Source organism: Pseudomonas sp. NFPP02, assembly GCF_900119355.1.
In the GTDB taxonomy this organism is placed as follows: domain Bacteria; phylum Pseudomonadota; class Gammaproteobacteria; order Pseudomonadales; family Pseudomonadaceae; genus Aquipseudomonas; species Aquipseudomonas paracarnis.
Genome location: NZ_FPJI01000020.1, coordinates 34,009 through 53,154, shown reverse-complemented (window position 1 = coordinate 53,154; position 19,146 = coordinate 34,009). Strand labels below are relative to the sequence as shown.

16 protein-coding genes are annotated in these 19,146 nt (G+C 58.5%); 4 read left to right on the top strand and 12 right to left on the bottom strand.

Going from position 1 to position 19,146, the window contains the following annotated elements; translation table 11 throughout:
• The first annotated feature begins 76 nt into the window (after positions 1 to 76).
• From queD to codA, 3 genes are all read left to right on the top strand, one after another.
• Positions 77 to 433: a 6-carboxytetrahydropterin synthase QueD gene (gene queD, locus BT204_RS25630; protein ID WP_057976622.1), complete on the top strand. Its 357-nt coding sequence runs from the start codon at positions 77 to 79 to the stop codon at positions 431 to 433.
• A 398-nt stretch (positions 434 to 831) separates the two neighbouring features.
• Positions 832 to 2,100: a cytosine permease gene (codB, locus tag BT204_RS25625; RefSeq protein WP_057976620.1), complete on the top strand. Its 1,269-nt coding sequence runs from the start codon at positions 832 to 834 to the stop codon at positions 2,098 to 2,100.
• Between the two features lie 48 nt (positions 2,101 to 2,148).
• The gene (gene codA / locus BT204_RS25620) at positions 2,149 to 3,384 is read left to right on the top strand and encodes a cytosine deaminase (RefSeq protein ID WP_057976618.1); all 1,236 of its coding nucleotides are present in this window, start codon (positions 2,149 to 2,151) and stop codon (positions 3,382 to 3,384) included.
• Between the two features lie 9 nt (positions 3,385 to 3,393).
• Here codA and BT204_RS25615 read toward each other — a convergent pair whose 3' ends face one another.
• From BT204_RS25615 to BT204_RS25595, 5 genes are all read right to left on the bottom strand, one after another.
• On the bottom strand, positions 3,394 to 5,544 hold the full coding sequence (locus BT204_RS25615; protein WP_057976616.1) for a lipase family protein: 2,151 nt from the start codon (positions 5,542 to 5,544) through the stop codon (positions 3,394 to 3,396).
• Positions 5,545 to 5,557: 13 nt separating this feature from the next.
• Positions 5,558 to 6,316 carry a hypothetical protein gene (locus BT204_RS25610; protein WP_072448724.1) on the bottom strand — a complete coding sequence of 253 codons (759 nt, stop codon included), beginning with the start codon at positions 6,314 to 6,316 and terminating at the stop codon, positions 5,558 to 5,560.
• A 13-nt stretch (positions 6,317 to 6,329) separates the two neighbouring features.
• Complete coding sequence (locus BT204_RS25605; RefSeq protein ID WP_054898234.1) at positions 6,330 to 7,166, bottom strand: DUF4123 domain-containing protein; 837 nt, start codon at positions 7,164 to 7,166, stop codon at positions 6,330 to 6,332.
• Positions 7,166 to 9,061 (bottom strand): type VI secretion system tip protein TssI/VgrG, encoded by a 1,896-nt coding sequence (gene tssI, locus BT204_RS25600; protein ID WP_072448705.1) that lies wholly within the window; start codon positions 9,059 to 9,061, stop codon positions 7,166 to 7,168. The genes BT204_RS25605 and tssI overlap by 1 nt, the downstream gene beginning before the upstream one ends.
• A 285-nt stretch (positions 9,062 to 9,346) precedes the next feature.
• Positions 9,347 to 10,333: a diaminopimelate epimerase gene (locus BT204_RS25595; protein ID WP_072448703.1), complete on the bottom strand. Its 987-nt coding sequence runs from the start codon at positions 10,331 to 10,333 to the stop codon at positions 9,347 to 9,349.
• A 360-nt stretch (positions 10,334 to 10,693) separates the two neighbouring features.
• On the opposite strand from BT204_RS25595, the gene BT204_RS25590 reads away from it, so the two are divergent.
• Positions 10,694 to 11,845, top strand: coding sequence for an MFS transporter (locus tag BT204_RS25590; protein ID WP_034125817.1), 1,152 nt, complete (start codon positions 10,694 to 10,696; stop codon positions 11,843 to 11,845).
• Positions 11,846 to 11,854: 9 nt separating this feature from the next.
• Here the strand turns inward: BT204_RS25590 and BT204_RS27975 are convergent, their stop codons facing one another.
• The 7 genes from BT204_RS27975 to BT204_RS25550 form a co-directional block, all read right to left on the bottom strand.
• The gene (locus tag BT204_RS27975; protein ID WP_230960040.1) at positions 11,855 to 12,517 is read right to left on the bottom strand and encodes a type III secretion effector protein; all 663 of its coding nucleotides are present in this window, start codon (positions 12,515 to 12,517) and stop codon (positions 11,855 to 11,857) included.
• 421 nt (positions 12,518 to 12,938) lie between these two features.
• Positions 12,939 to 13,115: a type III secretion effector protein gene (locus tag BT204_RS27005; protein WP_080757665.1), complete on the bottom strand. Its 177-nt coding sequence runs from the start codon at positions 13,113 to 13,115 to the stop codon at positions 12,939 to 12,941.
• A 292-nt stretch (positions 13,116 to 13,407) separates the two neighbouring features.
• Entirely contained in the window at positions 13,408 to 14,424 is a 1,017-nt protein-coding gene (locus BT204_RS27970; RefSeq protein WP_169918900.1) for a type III secretion effector protein, read from the bottom strand.
• Positions 14,425 to 14,669: 245 nt separating this feature from the next.
• A complete protein-coding gene (locus tag BT204_RS25565; RefSeq protein WP_034125820.1) occupies positions 14,670 to 17,063 on the bottom strand; it encodes a TonB-dependent siderophore receptor in 2,394 nt (797 codons plus the stop codon).
• Between the two features lie 97 nt (positions 17,064 to 17,160).
• Entirely contained in the window at positions 17,161 to 18,111 is a 951-nt protein-coding gene (locus tag BT204_RS25560) for a FecR family protein (RefSeq protein WP_072448701.1), read from the bottom strand.
• Positions 18,112 to 18,137: 26 nt separating this feature from the next.
• Complete coding sequence (locus BT204_RS25555) at positions 18,138 to 18,638, bottom strand: sigma-70 family RNA polymerase sigma factor (protein WP_034125822.1); 501 nt, start codon at positions 18,636 to 18,638, stop codon at positions 18,138 to 18,140.
• Positions 18,639 to 18,717: 79 nt separating this feature from the next.
• Complete coding sequence (locus BT204_RS25550) at positions 18,718 to 19,119, bottom strand: cytochrome c (protein ID WP_080757661.1); 402 nt, start codon at positions 19,117 to 19,119, stop codon at positions 18,718 to 18,720.
• Positions 19,120 to 19,146 lie beyond the last annotated feature (27 nt).

The following is a 19,146-nucleotide window of genomic DNA, read 5'->3' as shown; positions in this document are numbered from 1 at the left end:
AGGGGCGGTATGCGCAGAGGTTGATCAAACTGTTAAACTCGCCGCCTGCCAGACACCTGACCGAGCTGAAAACACTGTGGAAATCTTCAAAGAGTTTACCTTCGAATCCGCCCATCGCCTGCCCCACGTACCGGAAGGCCACAAATGCGGGCGTCTGCACGGGCACTCGTTCAAGGTGGCCATCCACCTGAGCGGCGATCTGGATCCCCATACCGGCTGGATTCGCGACTTCTCGGAGATCAAGGCGATTTTCAAGCCGCTCTATGAACGCCTCGACCACAACTACCTCAATGACATTCCCGGCCTGGAAAACCCCACCAGCGAAGTGCTGGCCAAGTGGATCTGGAATGAACTGAAACTCTTGCTGCCGGAACTCAGTGCGATCCGTATCCACGAGACGTGCACCAGTGGGTGCATTTATCGCGGCGAGTAAGTGATCGAGTGTTGAAAAGACCACCTGCGGGGAATGTCACTGTGGCGAGGGAGCTTGCTCCCGCTGGGTCGCGAAGCGGCCCCAAAAGATGGGACTGCTACGCAGCCCAACGGGAGCAAGCTCCCTCGCCACAGGTCACTGTTTGTTCGCTCTAGCTCTTAATTGGCTGGCATTGCCAACTGTAGGTGTTTTTTTTCGAAGCGGCGGGCTGATCCATTAGGAAAACCCGCACAGACGCCGATCGACTGAGCCAGTTTGGCTCACCGCTGCACTGCTTTTGCTCTGATTGGGAGGAGGCGGCCTTATAAAGGGCTTACTCCGTCAGCGCATACCTGCCTGCACCTGCATTGGCACGCAGGATGCACACGACCTGGGTCACCACTCAGGGAGCAGCCCCCATGACGCAACAAGACCCCGGCAACGACTACCCTCTCAGCGAAGTCCCCTTGCACGCGCGCAAGGGTCTGGCCTCTACGGCCATGGTGTTGCTGGGGTTCACCTTTTTTACCGCGACCATGTTCGCCGGCGGCAAGCTGGGGGTGGCGTTCAGCTTCATCGACATGCTCGGCGTCGTGGCCCTGGGTAACCTGTTGTTGGGTATCTACGCCGCAGGCTTGGGTTACATCGCGTTCAAGAGCGGCTTGAACTCGGTGTTGATGGGGCGTTTCTGCTTTGGCGAAGTGGGCAGCAAGCTCAGTGACTTGATCCTCGGTTTTACCCAGATCGGCTGGTATGCCTGGGGCACGGCCACGGCTGCGGTGGTATTGGGCAAGTATTTCCAATTGAGCCAGGGCAGTGTGCTGGGGCTGATGGTGATATTTGGCTTACTGTTCTGCGCCACCGCCTATGTGGGGTATCGCGGCTTGGAAATCCTGTCCTACATCGCGGTGCCGGCCATGGGGCTCCTGTTGCTGCTGTCGATGTGGGTCGCCACCGTAAAGGTCGGCGGGCTGGAGGGGCTGCTGGCGGTGGTGCCCAGCGCTGAGCTGGACTTGTCCACCGCCATCACCCTGGTGTTCGGGACCTTTGTCAGCGGGGCAACCCAGGCCACCAACTGGACGAGGTTTTCGCGCTCGGCCAAGGTTGCGGTGCTGGCCAGCCTGATCGGTTTTTTTGTCGGCAATGGTTTGATGGTGCTGATCGGGGCCTATGGCGCCATCGTCTATCAGCAACCGGATGTAGTGGAAGTCTTGCTGCTGCAAGGTTTCGCCACGGCGGCGATGGCGATGTTGCTGCTCAATATCTGGAGCACCCAGGACAACACCATCTACAACTTCGCCGTCGCCGGTTGCAACCTGCTGCGTACCCAGCGTCGCAAGAGCGTGACCCTGGCCGGCGCGGTGATCGGCACCCTGCTCGCCTTGTTCGGCATGTACGACCTGTTGGTGCCGTACCTGATCCTGCTGGGCACGGTCATCCCGCCGATAGGAGGCGTGATCATGGCGGACTTCTTCTATCGCTATCGCGGCCAATATCCGCGCTTAGCAGAGGCTCACTTACCGGCATTCAATTGGCCAGGTCTGATCGCGTATGGGGTGGGTACCGTGGTCGCGTTCAACTCGCCGTGGGTCGCGCCGTTGGTGGGAATTTTTGCCGCATCGCTGACCTATGTGCTGCTCAGCGCCATACTACGCGCCATGACCGCCTGGACATCGGTATCGTCCTGAGGATCTGGCGGCTGTCTGCCTGATTTTTTAGCCAAGAGGAACTTGCCCATGCACATCATCAATGCCCGCCTGCGCAACCGTGAAGGCCTGCATGATCTGCACCTGGAAAATGGCCGGATCGCCAGCATCACTGCGCAAACCGGAGCGCCCACACTGATGGCCGGCGACTTGGACGCCGCCGGCAACCTGGTCATACCGCCCTTTGTCGAGCCCCACATCCACCTCGACGCCACCCTCACCGCCGGCGAGCCGCGCTGGAACATGAGCGGTACGCTGTTTGAAGGCATCGAGTGCTGGGGCGAACGCAAGGCCACCATTACTCTGGAAGACACCAAGGCCCGGGCCAAAAAAACCATTCAGGCGCTCGCCGCCCATGGCATCCAGCATGTGCGCACCCATGTCGACGTCACCGACCCGGACCTCACCGCACTCAAGGCCCTGCTGGAGGTACGTGAAGAGAGTACCCACCTGATCGACCTGCAAATCGTCGCCTTCCCCCAGGAAGGCATCGAGTCCTTCCGCAATGGTCGCGAGTTGATGGAAGAAGCCATTCGCCTGGGTGCCGATGTGATCGGTGGCATCCCCCACTTCGAATACACCCGCGACCAAGGCGTGAGTTCGGTGAAGTTCCTCATGGATCTGGCCGAGCGTACTGGCTGCCTGGTGGACGTGCACTGTGACGAAACCGATGACCCCCACTCACGCTTTCTCGAAGTCCTCGCGGAAGAAGCCCGCAGCCGCGACATGGGTGCCCGCGTGACCGCCAGCCATACCACCGCCATGGGTTCCTACGACAATGCTTACTGCGCCAAGCTGTTTCGCCTGCTAGGACACTCCGGCATCAGCTTTGTCTCGTGCCCCACCGAAAGCATCCACCTGCAGGGCCGCTTCGACAACTTCCCGAAACGCCGTGGTGTCACCCGTGTGAACGAACTGCTTGAGGCCGGCATGAACGTGTGTTTCGGCCAGGATTCCATCGTCGATCCCTGGTACCCGCTGGGTAACGGCAACATTCTGCGAGTACTGGAGGCCGGTCTGCACATCTGTCATATGCTCGGTTACCGCAATTTGCAAAACGCCCTGGACCTGGTCACCGACAACAGTGCCAAAGCCATGAGCCTGGGCGATCGTTATGGGTTGCAAGCAGGTCGCCCGGCCAACCTGCTGATACTGTCGGCCGACAGCGACTACGAAGTCATACGTAGCCAGGGCCTGCCGTTGTACTCGATTCGCAACGGCAAGGTACTGATGAAACGGCAACCGGCACAGGTAGAGTTTATGTAACCGCGTGGGTTAGACGACTGAGTCGATGTCCAACGTTTGCACCCGTACCTGTTCATCGTGGGAAGGCGGCGGAACGCTGGTGAATTGGGCCGGCTCACGATTCTCACGATGGCGGAACCAACGCTTGAGGCTCGCTTGCAGATGTGCAGAAGAGGCATGGCTGCCGTAGACATCGCGGGCTTGCAGGCGACGCCAGCGCAGGCTTGCCAAGCGCTCGCGGCTGGTGTGCAAACGGTCGATCTCTGCGTTCAAGGCATCGGTAGGTTCATGGCTACGATCATTGGCAGGGCGCCGCAGAGCAAGCTCACGCCGCTTGGCCCGTAGTTGCTCGCGCATGTCTTCAAAGGCCCGGTCGAGCAGCTCGAATTCCCTCTGGGTCACCAACGAGCCCTCACTCTCCAGGGTTTGTTGCCAGCGGCGCAATGTCGCCCACGCCGCGGGGATGTAGCTGGTGGTCATGAAGTGCTGGTCGGCTTGAAACAGCTGCCTCAGCACATTATCGCGGTCGGGCATGTCGCCCTGCAGTTGCAATGCGCGGTTGCAACCCGCTTCTTGGAGGGATTCACAGCCAGGTTTCCATAACACCGAAGAATGGCTGCCATCCGGGAGCGTGATCGGCATGAAATGATATTGCTCGCCATGATGCCGATAGGGGTTGCCGCCCACGCGCACCAGCCCTGCGGCGAACAACAGGCCACCGGGTACGGGATTGCTGAATAGCGTGATGGCCCCGGGAATCCAGAGCTTGGCGGTGGTATTCATCCAGGGCGCCGGGACGCTGGGGACAGGGTCGTTGTGGTTGACGATGCGGTGGTGGACCAGGGAAGAGGCACCGGCGGTAAATTCAGAGTCGGCGGCGCGGGGGGCGCCGTAGGTGTAGAGAAGGACGTTGTAATGGGCATCCTGGGCTCGGCGCAGCCCTTCGGCCAACAGCAATGCAATGGCGCCTCCAAGGCTGTGGCCGCAAATTACGATGCGCTGGCCCACATGAAACTGATCAAGGTATTGCAATACGAAATCACGCATAGCCCGGTAGGCCTGGTAAAAACCACCGTGCGCTTTTCCAACGCCGTCGTCGAAAGACACCTGATGGGCGTCGGCGTCGCGTAATACGTCGGCACGGCTGACCGTTCCTCGCACAGAAATCAGGATGATCTGATCGTGGTGAGTGATGAAGGCCTGGGTATCAGTGCCAAATTTTTCATCATCGAAAAAGTGCAGACGTGCGGGATGCTCCTGCTCTTCGTTTCGTTCCGGGCGATTTTGGGGATACAACACGGGATCGAACGGCAGGATTTCGAAGCGTTGGGAGTAAGGAATATCTTCGTAGATCGGGTAAAAACGGTGTGATTGCTTCGGATCAATTCGCCAGGCTTCGTGATACACCGAAAGCTGTTCAGCGAATAAATTTCCAACGCTCGGATCCAACGGAAACCGGACTTCGTCTAATGGTTTTTCGGCGGGGGCCTGTCCAAAATCGCAGTAACTCAACGCAGCAAACAATGCCAGTTGGTATAGGTTAAGGGCGCAGAAGCCGTCTTCGGTGGATAAGATGGGGCGTAAGGCCCGTAGTGGTCGCACTTCCAGAACGGTGTGCTTGTTGGGGAACAGTACGATACCCACCAATGAAGGCTGAGGCGGGCCGAAGCCCAGATCGGCCAACATTTTCAGTGCATGGCGCTTGGGAGAGTGGACTCGAGGCGTTGTCGGAGGCAAATGGGCAACATGACGAACTAAATCTCTAACTTCGACTTGATAAAATCTGTTGGGTTGATGTTGAGCGGGATTGGCTTCAATACGACGTCCATCGACCGAAGCAAATCTGGTTTGCTCAGCACGAACTTGAAGCTCGGTGATAGGTAGCTGATAAGTCGGCCGCATCATTAACCGACGATATGGCTGCTCGGTTCCTGAATACAGATCGTCAAAAACGAGGACTACGGGACCGCTGTAAATATCTTTTAGCTTGACGAATCCTTCCCCGTTCAATCTACCTTTGTACTCTCGTCCAGCGCTGTCGCGGACCGTATACGACAGGCCAGCGTACGTCGCCCCAACTCCAGTTTCATCGACCAAGCAAAAACTCACCCATTGCCCTCGCAATGAACAAGCTGGCGTGCTGTCACTGAAAAAGGGTCGCTTCCTTGCGTCCAAATACATGGCTTACTCCTTATTACTCACACGATGGATAAATATTACAAATGCGGCCATCCGGCATTTTTATCGGTTTAAAGTCGGTGGTATTGCCGTTGCAATAAGCGTCCCGATCGGCAAAGTTTTTACCCCTACATCGCTTCCATCCACCTGGAACATTTATCCAATTATCGCCAAAGGCAGGTCGTTCCTCATCAGTCAAATTCAACACAACCTTAAGCTTTCTTCCCGACAGTTGATCTCTTTGTACAACGCCCCCTACCCGCGACTCTTGCAAGTTTCCCATCGAATCCAATGAATTGCAGATCAGGAGTTTTCTAATCGCATGCAAAGGCCCTACCGTCCGAAAGTGCCACTTACATTGCCCAAGTATTTCCTGCACACCCGAGTCGGGCATACCAGGCAGGTCGGCCTCCAAACGGTCTCGAATGGAAATACTCCCGAAATTCCCGCCCACATCCGTACTCCGTGTCCCCCACTTCGCATAGAAGTCAAATTCCACACTGCGCAGGACCAACGGACATCCTTCTACCGTTTCAGTCAGTGGCAACTCATAACTCACACTGCTCGCCACAGGCTTGTAGTCTGTAAAAAAGACTTTCCGCTCAGGTCTTTTGCCTCGCCGCCGAGGCAAGGTGCAAGTCTCACCCGTTGCGGGCCGGTAGTTGGCAGCCGTTTTAAGTTCAAATTGCGCTGGCAAATCCACCTCCAATGTAAAACGCTCCACCGTCCTCCCCGTACACCCCGAAAGCCACGCAGCCGCAACAACCAGCAACACCCACCCTATCCACCTATTCACCTTTCCCTACCTCCCTGCGCCACTGCTCCACCACTCGTTCAAAATGCTCCCCTGGCGCCTCGCCGGCCCTCGGCTGCCAATGGATAACACTGCTTCGGGTCGCCTCTGCCAAACGACGCACCACCAGAAATTCGAGCTTCTCCGGCTCCCGCCATTGCCAAGCGCGCGCCTGCGCCAGTACCTGGGCCAGCCAAATCCTTGGGTCTTGGAATTCGACCAATGCCGCCAGGTCTTCACTGTGTTCCGCCAACAGGTAACGCAGGATATTGGCGTTCAGGATGGCTTCGGCCTGGGGATTGGGTGTATCGAGCCAAGGCGGGAGCCGAGGCGCTGGGTAATCGCCCGGTGCAGGGTTTTCGTGATGGCACCAATGGCCTTCGTGCCAATAGCACACACTGATCAGCGGCCCGAGGTAGACCGGCCAATGCTCTTTGGCCAGATAGGCCAGGGCGCGGGCCAAGGTGCGGTTGTCGTGAATGCGGTAAAGCGCCTGCTGGCCCTCCGGCCCTGTCAGGAGCCTTTCGCGCCAATGGCGCGCCACATCCGTCAAGTCGGTAGCCGACAAGCTCGCGAGCCACCCCCAGTTTGACTCGGGGTGTTGCAACAGATCAGCCAGGGCGGGTTCATTGATCTGCTCAAGCAAGAGGATGATCGGGCCAGAACTCGCCAGCTCCGCCGCGGCGGTATCGCTATAGAGATTGCAATAGTGCGACGGGGCGCAACCTGCCAATAGAGGCTGGCGAGCCTCGTGGCCACCTTCCACTATCAGGCACAATCGGTGCCCGTTCTGCAGCTGTTGGGCCATCCAACGACGGGGCAAGCTGTCCATCAAGCCGCCCTCTGCGTGATATCGCACAGGCCTTCGCGACAGCGCTCGCACAGGGGGCAAAAGTCCGCGTCAAGTTGCCTGGCCAAGTCCATGACGACGCTTTGCACTGCCGACAACTGCGCGCCAGCGAACAAAGCCGGGCTCCCCGAACTGTTTGCGCCCGACGAACCGGCCTGGGTAAGGGGCCTGCTGCTTGAGATACTGCCCGCTTGCATCACCAAGTGTTCCCCGCCAGCCATCAAGCTCAGTTGCGCACCGGCCTCAATGACCAGGCTGGCACCCGCCTTGAGGTGAACCCGCTGCCCAGCTTCGAACACCAGGCTCTGGCCAACGCGAGTCAGGCTATCGCCCTCTACCTCCAGGCGACTGTCATGACCCACCCGTTGTTCCAAGTCACGCTGGGCGTGCAGGTAGATGAGCTCTTCGCCGCGTCGATCTTCAACGTGCAGCTCGTTAGCCCCTCCGCCATCCGGTGAGCTGCGGCTACGCAGCACGCTGCGTGTCTTGTGCTGCGGCAAGGGATAGGCTGGCAGGTGTGATGCATTGGGTAGGCAGCCCGTGACGAGAGGGTGGTCCGGGTCGCCCTCCAGAAAGCTCACCAGCACTTCCATGCCTACCCGTGGAATCACCATGGCACCAAACCCGTCCCCCGCCCAACCGGACGCCACGCGCAGCCAGCAACTGCTCGCCCCCTCGCGGTTGTCCACACGATCCCAATGAAAGCGCACCCTCACCCGACCATAGGCATCGCAATGCACGTCTTCGCCCGCAGGCCCGGTTACCGTCGCGGTCTGGCTGCCACTGATCGTTGGCCTGGGATGCTTGAGCGCCGGTCGATGCACTGCACGCCAGGGTGTCGCGGTGAATCGGTTGCGATAGCCCTGGAATCCACTGGCTTCAACCATCGACTCCTCCAACACCTGCGGCTGGTAACCCTCATGACGCACCGAAGTCAGCAGCCATAAATCGTTGCAGAGTGGGTCGGGGTGATCACATAGCTCAAGGAAGTGACCACTGCGCAATGCCGGCTGATCGCTCTTGCCCAACACCCTGTGGCGATCACGCTGGTGACGCTCCAGGCCGCGTCGCGCCAGCTGCGCGCCGCGCGCATGCCCCTTAAAACCGGCAGGGTAGGCATAGTCTTCCAAAGCTTGCGCCTGCAGGGCACCGGCCTCTTTTTGCAGGCGAAATGAAGGGTGCTCGAAGTCATAGTCACGACGTACAGTGCGCCGGCTGCGCGTCTCCAATCGCAGGTCGAAGCGCTGTACAACACGGCTCTGGAGCACCGGATCAGGCGACGAGCAATACCGCTGCACCGGCAACCGTCGAAATACTGTCTGGTCATCACCGAACACCAGCAGATGATTGTCCACGCTGTGACGAAAGTGATAGTGGATGCCCTCCTCTTCACACAGCCGCTGGATAAAATGCAGGTCGGACTCCCTGTACTGCACGCAAAACGCGCGTGGCGGATACACCACAGGCCCGAGTTCAAAGGCATAGGCGTCAGAGAAGATGCCGTGGTGTTCGAGGACCGTCGCAATGATCTGCGGTACGCTGCGCTGCTGGAAAATCCGCTGGTCGCAACGATGGGCAAGGGATGCCAGACGTGGAGCCAGCGTGATGTGATAACGGGTGAGTCGCGCACCGGGATCGTCCCGACCGATGGCGTAGACGTGCCCATGCAGGCCCTGCCCTGCTTCCCCGAAGTCCAGATAGGCGGGTTTATGAAGCAATGCCTCCAGGTCAAGAGAAGGATCTTCGCTGACTAACTGCACCTGTATGAAGTAAGGTTGATCGAGGGCTTCGCTGCCTTTGAACGCTACTACCTGAAGATCTGTATTTATTTCTGAAAGGATCAATTTGAAACATGACGAAAGAAACTTGTTAACCATCCTTTGTTACCCGCCATCAACTTTTCGATTGAACGACTCTCTTTCGCCAACGCCAACTGGATTGGAAAAAAAGCACCTGAACATGCTCAAGCTTAGCGATTTCAGGCGATTTTCGGCCCGCACCGAATAAAAAAGAAGTTTCGTACAACGAGGATGGAAGTGTCTTTTTACAAAATATTAATACTTCCCATAACAAACAGAAAACGCGGACTGTTGCTTGTCTATTTACAACTAAGCTTTAAGGAAACGACTGACACTAATTCAAGGCACCTGCTGTTCCGAGATCTACATAATTAGTCGCGCCGTCCCGAAAAGACTCACACTCAGCACATTTCCAGACTCGGTCTGCAATCGCACTGGCGCCGTGCCACCCGGCATCACCACCGTTACGTCGTCACCCTCAATCCAACCCGCGCGCCATGCCGCGCATGCTACTGCGCTGGCGCTGGTCCCCGAAGACGCCGTAGGCCCCTCTCCTCGCTCAAATACGCGCGCGATGACTCGATTGCCAGCGTCTCGAGCAACCCATTGCAGGTTGACCCCGCCAACACAGAGTTGCCCGCACCCTGCCGGCGGTGCAAAAGCGATGGCCTTCAACCGATTGAAAAGTGCCAACTGGTGCATCGTGTCATTAACCGGCAACGCCGACACATGCTCAACCAGCGTCACACAATGAGGGTTGCCTATCCGGACAAATTGGCTGTTTCCCCATTGCGCATTGATCGACGCCAATGCCGCCACGCGGCTGAATTCATGATGTGCCGCGACCACAGGGCTCACACCGACCGCCCCCACCGCCAAGGGGCCAAACTCGGGCCTGCCCAACGCCAGCCAGAAGCCTGGCACCTGTTCATGCTTCGCCGGCTCGACATAGGTGATCACGGGCGATACCGCATCCGGCTTATCGTGATACACCCGCAACTCGCTACCGTGCACCATTAACCCCTGGTCGGTTAACGCCTGGGCAAAAATGGTCAGGCCATTACCACTGCGTTCGGCGAGAGAACTGTCGGTATTGATGATCAGCAGATCAAACGGTGGCCGTGCTTGAAATGGCCCGACTAACAAACCATCACAGCGATACGCCTTTGCACCGGTCGGTGGTGGTAATGCACCCCAGCCACATTCGGACGCAATGGCCGATGCGGCCCACATCTCGCGCGTGCTTGCAGCCAAGCGGGCGTTGTCGGGCACATCGATACCCAGACCGCGCAAATGGGCCGGGCTGACCACCCCATAGATATTTCCGCGTGCATCGTAGAACCGAGTCATGACCACGCCAGCCAGAGATTTTTCATCGGTTCGTCCGCTCACTTATCGACCATCGGGACAGCAGCGTATTACACAACGGTCGATCTGTGGGAGGTGGGCGCAAAGGCAGTAAGCCACTGCAAGAACCTGGGGTTCAGCCACTCCTGCAGGGAGTACACACCTTCCGGACCACCTCCTACAGGTTCGACCATTCCTACGTGGTTACCCCACGCCAAAGCGTTCCATTTTTTGTAAAAAAAATGCTCGCAATCTGCGCTTTTAATCCTGATAACAAAAGGAACCCAGCTCGCTCGAGAGGGCCTGATGTGCAAGGATGTCGCGCCGGACATCGTTCGTTGAACGCCAAACCAAGGATTTTTCATGACTGCCATTCCCACCCCTGCTCCCGTGGTTCCCGGGCGGCTGGAGCAGATGTCGACCCGCATCGCTTTTTTTATCGCAGGTTTCGGTATCGCCGCCTGGGCACCTTTGGTGCCGTACGCAAAGGCGCGTGCAAATCTGAATGAAGGCACCCTTGGCCTGCTGTTGTTGTGCCTGGGGGTGGGGTCGATCATCGCGATGCCCGCTGCGGGCGTGCTGGCATCTCGCTTTGGCTGCCGACGCGTGCTCACCGCAGGAACGCTGATGATCTGCCTGGCCCTGCCGATGCTGGCCACTGTTAGTTCGATCCCGCTGTTGATCGCGGGGTTATTCCTGTTTGGCGCGGGCCTGGGCACCGTGGACTCCACCGTCAACCTGCAAGCGGTGATCGTTGAGCGCGCCAGTGGCAAAACCATGATGTCGGGCTTTCACGGGTTGTTCAGCCTGGGGGGCATTGTCGGCGCAGCGGGGGTTGCGGGGTTGCTGGGGCTGGGCCTGTCGCCATTGCAGGCGACCCTGGTGGTCGTCGTTATCACGGTGGCGGCGCTGTTGAAAGCCGCACCGCATTTGTTGCCTTATGGCAGCAAAAGCTCGGGACCGGCATTTGCAGTGCCCCATGGCGTGGTGTTGTTTATCGGTTGCCTGTGTTTCATCGTATTCCTGGCTGAAGGTGCCGTGCTGGATTGGAGTGCTGTGTTCCTCAGCGCCGAGCGCGGCCTGGATGAGGCTTACGCCGGCCTGGGGTACGCGGCATTTGCCTTGACCATGACTGCTGGACGCCTGACCGGCGATGCCATTGTTCGACGCCTGGGGCCCACTCGCGTAATCGTGATCGGTGGCGCGCTGGCCTGTGCCGGCTTGCTCCTCGCGACCCTATTGCCAACGTGGGAAACGGCGCTGCTCGGCTACGCGCTGGTGGGTGCAGGGTGTTCGAATATCGTACCGGTACTGTATACCGCCGTGGGTAAGCAAACGGTGATGCCAGAGCATATCGCAGTGCCTGCCATCACCACATTGGGCTACGCCGGGATTCTCGCCGGCCCCGCCATGATTGGCTTTATCGCCCATGGCAGCAGCTTGAGTACTGCGTTCATCCTGATCGCGGTATTGCTGGCGGCAGTAGCCATCAGTGGAAAAATCCTCAAGGTATGAGTCCAAGCTTCAACGCGCTTTGCGAGCATCGTCCTGCTCCCGCCAACGTTCGAGGCTTTTGTTGCTGAGCCAACCGTCCTTGTGAGGCGGGCCAAACAGCCGTGTGCCATTGGCTCGCTGTAATGACGACAGCAAACCCGGACGGTCAAGAATATTCTTCGCTGTGTAGACACTGAGCTCGCTGTATTGGGACCTGGGCATGCCTGTAGACGTATCCAGCACAGGCGCGCCGTGTTGATCTACCTCATACGGGTCTTGCATAACCGACCGAAGCTTGGCTATTTCAACGTACTGATGCGTTTCAAAGAGATAGGTTCGATCCATGGTCTCGTCTCGCAGATGCGCAAACTGGCTTTGCAGCGCCTCCACCACCCGTGCATTGCTTTGGGCATGAAACGGATCCTGGCTGAAAACACTTGGAGAGCTGTTGCCCTGCAAGGTCTGGGCAGCCGCACTGAGGCTGTCACGTGTGATATCGCCATCACGGCTGAAGATAGCGTCGCTTAGCCGAGGGCGTTTGAGAATTTCTCTGACGACCTGGATCGCGTTGTCCAACACCTCGTTTTCACCCGTCGGTTGAGCAGCGATCCGCTTCAAGGACGTCCAAGTCAAGCGCCCGTCATTCAGAAACGGGTGCACCGCGCCGAAGGATTTTTCCAAGGCCTTTGCCAACTGGCTATCCTTTGTAGTTGCACTTGGCAGGGAACCACTGGCCCGCTCAACAGGGGAGTTCTGCAAGTCTCGATAGCGCAGAGCGGATAAGGTCCCACGCAAGAGAAAGGGTTTGTGCGAGCCTCCAGCCGAGGGCGCGGATGGGGCTTCATACCAGGTTTCAGATTGGCAGACCGGTGGTGGGGTGGTTGATTGTGCGGCCAGCCTGTCGGGAGGAAGCGGCCGGCCGGAAGGTACTGCACCCTTAATTGTCATGGGTTTTCTCCAACTCTTTTCAGATGCATATCCGCTGGGTGGTCTGTGCCGTGATGGGCAAAATCAACGAATAGACTCTCCTCAGGCAGGTACCTCATGTGTGGTTGGATGGGCTCGACAGTTCCGAGTAAAAGGCTAATACCAATGACAATATGTAAAACCGTGGTCAACCGCCCTCATCCAGCTTTCGCCTACGCCACCAGCCTGCCAGGCTGTTGATCAAGCCGGTGTCTTTCAATGAATCGCCACCGGCCCCCGGCGTCTGCAACTCCGCCAGCAGGCCCCGGGAAAAATCATCCGAAACGGGCGCCTGGAATTTGCGCTCGCCGGCATAAGCCTTCATGCGCCGCGCCTCGGCCTCATATTCGGTCGACTCAAAGGGAAGACTTTGCGACGCTGCGCACTCCTCTGGCATTGCCAGACTCGCTTGCTGGGTGTTGCGCAAAAGCTCGAGAGGGCCAGGTTTGGGGGAATTAAACGAGGTTGAAGTCATATGTTTTCCCTCATTCGAAAGCTGAAAAAACGGCATGCCAAATCACTACCGCAGGTACCACCTATGTGGCAACCGGGAATAATTCGTTCCTTGAAACATATAAAACTGGCGCCACCTCAAAAAGGTGGCGCCGCAAGAGCGGTCAGCGGGACAACGAGTACAGCCCTCTACGGCTGATCTTCCCATCGCCGTCTTTACTGAGGTGGTTATCCATTTTTTCGAGCACGTCACTGCGCGTGAGTATTTCCTGGGATAACTGAATCAGATGATCCTTGGCTGCATCGCCAGTGAGCGGCTTGCGCGCCCACTCTTTCAGTTCGCTGATTTTCAGGCTTGAGCCCCCGCTCCTTTTCTTCAACTCGTCGAAATGATCAAGCAGCTCACCGGCCAGTTCCTTGTCAGTCTTGTACTTGAAGTAGTTCTCTCCTTTGATCACCATATTCAGTTTTTGCCGGTCGATAAGACCATCCAGGGCGCCGGTGGAACTGTGCCTATCCATCGCTGCCATCAGTTCCGGACGTCGTAGCAGCTCATTGGCCAGGCGGATGTTCTCGTTCATGACGGGATTAGGCGACCACCCTCTTTTCGCCATCGCAAGAATGCTGTCAACGCTGACGTAGCCAGGCTTCTTCGGGTCTCTGAAGGCATTGAAGTTGTCGAGCAGTTGTTGGGCCAACTCTTCGCGGTTCTTCAACGCGTACTGCGGATCCGGCCTGCCGGGGGCGGGCGGATACGGTCGACCTGCGGTGGGGTCCGGTCGTGGTGGAGGATTGCTCTCAATAGGATTCGGTCTGGGGGGCGGGTTGCTGCAACCTGGGTTCGGCCTTGGCGGCCGATGTTCACAACCAGGATGCGTGGGCGGCCGATGTCCGCTGAAGCAATGACCGACCCACTGCTTGAATTGGCTCAGCAAACTCTGCGCCCCCTGCGGGCTGTGGTGACGCCCATGCGCGTCAGCCGCGGTGGTCGGCGCCTGAGGACTACCAAATACCGGCCCGTCCTTGTTCTCCCTGGATTGGAAATTAACATGGGCAGCATTCTGGCCATTGAAAGAGCGCGCAGCCGCAGCCTCGTTAGCGACTTTAATGTCGACCTTGGCCGGTGGAAGGTCAGACGTTGCTGAAGCAGAGACGGGTGTATCCAACATCGATACCGACATAAGTTTCTCCATGACAGTGGGCGATTTTCAGCTTGTCGCTCCAACGCAATGTCGAAGCCCACCAGCTTTCCCATGTGTGGTTTTGCGTCGGAATCAGTTCCTGATCCAGCAACAATATGTGATCAAGGTGTAGGAAACAGCTTGGACAGCGGCGATCTTCTCGCGATGAATGGGCGGTGCCCCTGGCCCGGGCCAAAAAAAAATCGCGACCTTTGAGATCGCGATTTTTCTTCATCGGCTAAAGCTCAAAACCCTACGCTTGCCTGTAGGAAGAACGTGCGAGGCTCACCCAGGTACAACCCTGCATTGTTGTCGCTAGAGCGTGTGTAATGCTGCTGGTCGAAGACATTCTTCACGCCCACGCCCAGTTTCAGGTTCGACAGTTGCGCGCCAAAGTCGTAGCCGCTGCGCAGGTTGACCGAGACATACCCGGGGATATCACCGTATTGGCCATCAGCAGAGCCTTGGGTGATATAGGTGGTGCCGGTGCCGGGCGCACGCTGGCCGGACTGGGCATAGACGTCCAGGTTGTGGGTCCAGTGGTTGACGTCGTAACGCAGGCCCAGGGTCGCCACTTGGCGGGAATACAGTGGCAGGTCACGGCCCTTGAACGGCACATCACCTTCGGAGGTGGCCTTGGTGTAGGTGAAGCCCGCGTTGGCGGTCAGGCCGTCGAGGCGCGGGTCGAGGTTGGACAGGTCGTAATGGGCGGATGCTTCGATGCCGCTGTGCTTGGTGGCGCCGAGGTTGGTCCAGCCCACGTCATTGCTGACGTATTGCAGTTCATCCGAGAAGTCGATGTAGAACAGCGTCACTTCGCCGCCCCAGACGCTGTCGTTGTAGCGCGTACCGACCTCGTAGGTCTTGGCCTTTTCCGGGTTCAGGCCGTTGGCCGTCTGGTCGCCGGTACCGCCCTGGCCGAGTTGGAAATACTGCAGGCTGCCGAAGGAGGTTTCGTAGTTGGCGAACAGTTTCCAGGCGTCAGACACGTGGTACATCACGCTCAGCGCCGGCAGCGGTTCGTTGTTGTGGACCTCGCGGCGTTTTTCCTCGGTACGCTTGCCGTTCAGGGCAACGACCGGGCGGTCATGCCATTCGGTACGGATATCTTCAAAGCGAATGCCCGGGGTGATGGTCCATTTGCCAATATCGATTTTGTTATCGATATAGAAGGCGTTGGCTTCAGTGCCCCCCGTGCGGTCCTGATACACGTGACCGTCGCTCTGCCCGCCCGGCGTCGGTACGTTGTTGACCAGGTTCAGGCTGGTGGCCTCCTCGTGCATGCCTTCTTTGAGGTAGCGATACCCCACACTGACTTCCTGGGTACTGGGCCCCAGGTCAAACACATGAGACACACGCGGCTCGATGCCGAAGGTGTAGTAGGTGCGCGGGTAGGAGCTGAGGGTCTTGAGATCGCGGTTGGCAATGTTGCTGCCACGGAAACTGTCGGAATAGTAAGTCAGCACTTCGGCCTGGGTGCGGTCGTCGATCTGGCGGATGTACTTGAACGACACGTCCTTGCGGCGCCCGCTGAAGTTGTCCCAGTCACGTACCGATTGGTACGGGTTGGCATCGAACTGCTTCTGGGTCAGGCCGCCGGGCATATCGGCGCTGGCATCGTAATAGTGGAAGTTCAGCGAGAAATCGTCTTGATCGGTCGGCGCCCAGTGGGTTTTGAAGATCACATCATCGATGTCGTTGCCGTTGTTGCTGTTGCGGTAACCGTTACCGTTGACCCCGGAGTACAGCAGCGCGGCGCCGATACCGTTGTCGGCCGTGCCACCGATAAAGGCATTCTCTACATGCTTCCAGCCACCGTGGGCAGACGTTTGCAGGGTGGTGCCGACTTCACCGGAGAAGTCTTGCGGGATCGCACGGGTCACGAAGTTGATCACGCCGCCGACGTTCTGTGGCCCATAACGCACCGAACCCGCACCGCGGACAACGTCGATACTTTCCAGGTTACCGGCAGAAATCGGCGCCATCGACAGCTGTGGCTGGCCGTAAGGAGCGAACGCAGCCGGTACGCCGTCAATCAGCACGGTGGAGCGCGGTGACAGGCGCGAGGTCAGGCCGCGTACGCCGACGTTGAGGGAAATATCACTGCCACCGGTGCCGTTGGATTCCTGCACTTGCACGCCAGGCACGCGGCGCAGGACGTCACCGATGTTCATCGCGCCCTGCTCTACCATGGCTTCGCGTCGAATGACGGTGCGTGCGCCGGGATGGTTCTGCACCACTTCGGCATCGGCGTCGGCAAGCCAGTCGCCCACCACCTTGATATCGGTGACCCCCAGTTCCAGCGGTGAGCCCGCTTCACCGGTGCCGCGGCTCACCGGACGCAAGGTCACGGAGCCGGCGTCAATCTGGTAATCCAGGCCACTGCCTTGCAGTAATTGCCGCAGGGCTTGTTCGGGCGAGAGATTGCCATCGACCGCAGGAGCTTGCTTGCCAGCAACCATATCGGGGCTGAAGAACACTTGCAGCGAGGTCTGCTGGCCCAATTGGCTCAAGGCTGCGCCGAGGGATTGCGCACGAATGTGGATACCCTCGGCAGCCTGTGCGGTACTGATGGCAACGGCCAGGGCCAAGGGCGCCCAGCGGGAAATTTTATTGTTGTGGGGGGCAAGTTTTTTCACGTCGAACCTAGTCCTGTGATCGCAAGCATGCGCGGCCGTTAATGCAAACCAGTTGCAGTTGCAGGAGAAGACGAAGAACTCGAAAAAAACCTGAATGTCAGCGCGAAATAATTTCCTGGCTACCGTCCGGCAGAGTGCGCAAGGCGACCGGCAGGATGTGGGGCAAGGCCTTGAGCAAGGCATCGGTATCGCTGGAGTTGAAGACACTGGTCAAGCGCAGATTGCCCACCGCTGCCGTACTGACACGCAGCGGTTGCTCGCGGTAGCGCGACACTTCCCCCGCCACGTCGACCAAGGTGGCGTTGTTGAACACCAGTTTACCGTTGCGCCACGCGGTCAGTTCTTCAGGGTTCACCGCGTAGGCCGCCGCCACTTGGCCTTGGGAATCGACATGGGTGCCACGCCCGGCGGTGAGCGTGACGATGTGATCGGATGCCCGGCCCTGCACCTTGACCGTGCCGGCTTCGACCGCCACGCGGGTCTGGTCCGCCTCCCGACGTACATCAAAGCGCGTGCCGGTGACAGTCACCTGCCCTGCGCCGGCTGCGACCACAAACGGGCGCCCGGCGTCATGCTGCACGCTGAACATCGCCTCGCCCTGCTTGAGCTCTACGCCCCGACGGCCCTTTTCGTAATGAACCGCGACCACGCTGCGGCTGTTGAGGTCCATCACGGAACCGTCAGGCAAGATCACCTGACGATGCTCGCCTAACCGCGTGCTGAATTCGGCATTGTAGGGCTTTGGCTGCCCCAGACCGCGGTACGCACCCAGGCCCACTGCAATGGCGACCACACTGGCGGCCACGGCATAACGCATCAGCGCACGCCGTCCAAGGCGCTCGGTCGGCGCATCGCCCAGCGCCTGCAAGCGGGCCTTGGGCAGCAAATCCGTCGCACTCCATAGCCCTTGCAGCACATCGATTTCGTACTGATGCGCGGGCTGCGACCTGCGCCAGGCATCGAAACGTTGGCGTTCCTGGGCGCTCAATGGGCCGTCTTGCAGGCGTACAAACCACTGCGCGGCCTCATCACGGACACGGTTATCCATCGTGGAAGATCCTGTTTCAAAGCCGGTCATGGCGCGCTCGCATCCAGACGATCACGCAGATGCCGCAGGGTGCGGATCATATACTTTTCCACCATGTTTTTAGACAGCCCCAGGCGTGTGGCGATTTCCTGCTGGGTGAGCCCTTCGATCTTTTGCCAGATGAAAATCCTGCGACAGTTGAGCGGCAACTCGGCCAGCGCCCGCTCGATGGCATCGGCCAACTGGATCGCGTGCATGTAATGCTCCGGGTCGCTACTGTGAGGCGTGCTGTGATCAGCCGCCTGCAGCGTCAACGCCTCGCGGCGGTCTTCGCGGCGGTAGGCATCCACCGCAATATTGCGCGCGGTTTGATGCAGGTAGGCGCGTGGCTGCGCCACCCCGCAGGCAGCGGACTCAAGCACCCGCACGAAGGTGTCGTGCGCCAGGTCTTCGGCTTGCTGACGGTTTCTCAGGCGGCGTGTCCAGGTGCCGATCAACTCTTCGTAGTGCTCGAAAAAGCCTGTTCTGCGGGGCGGCTGAGGAGTCATCGCGTGAGCACTGGGGAGGCGGGGCGTGAATAGTAATGCTTCCTATTAAGTGGGGCAATTGCTGCTCATCGCCGACCCACTATTTGTTTGAAATGACCTCACTCATGTATTGATGCAAATCGCGAAAGTCTTTAACGCTCCAGGCATGTGGCGCGATCTTTACGCCATTGTCTTGCAGCGTCTTGGGGATCAGGTTGCCATTGGGGCGAAGGATGACCGAGGAGACGATAACGCCCGGATAATCATGGAGTCGTTTCTTGAAGGTGGCAGTTGTCAGGTCGGGGGTTGGCGGATTACTTTTTTTTGCCAATGGCCCCGTGCCTTTGATATCGGGCCCGTGGCACACAGCACAGCGCTGTAGATACAGCGTTTTACCATTGCTGTTTTCCGCGACGCACAAGGCTGTCTGAGCCAGTGATAAAGCGGCCACTACGCCGCTGAGTAATAGTTTCATCCATCGGGTATCGGCCCACGCATGCATTCCATCGCTTCCTGTATTGCCCTTTGT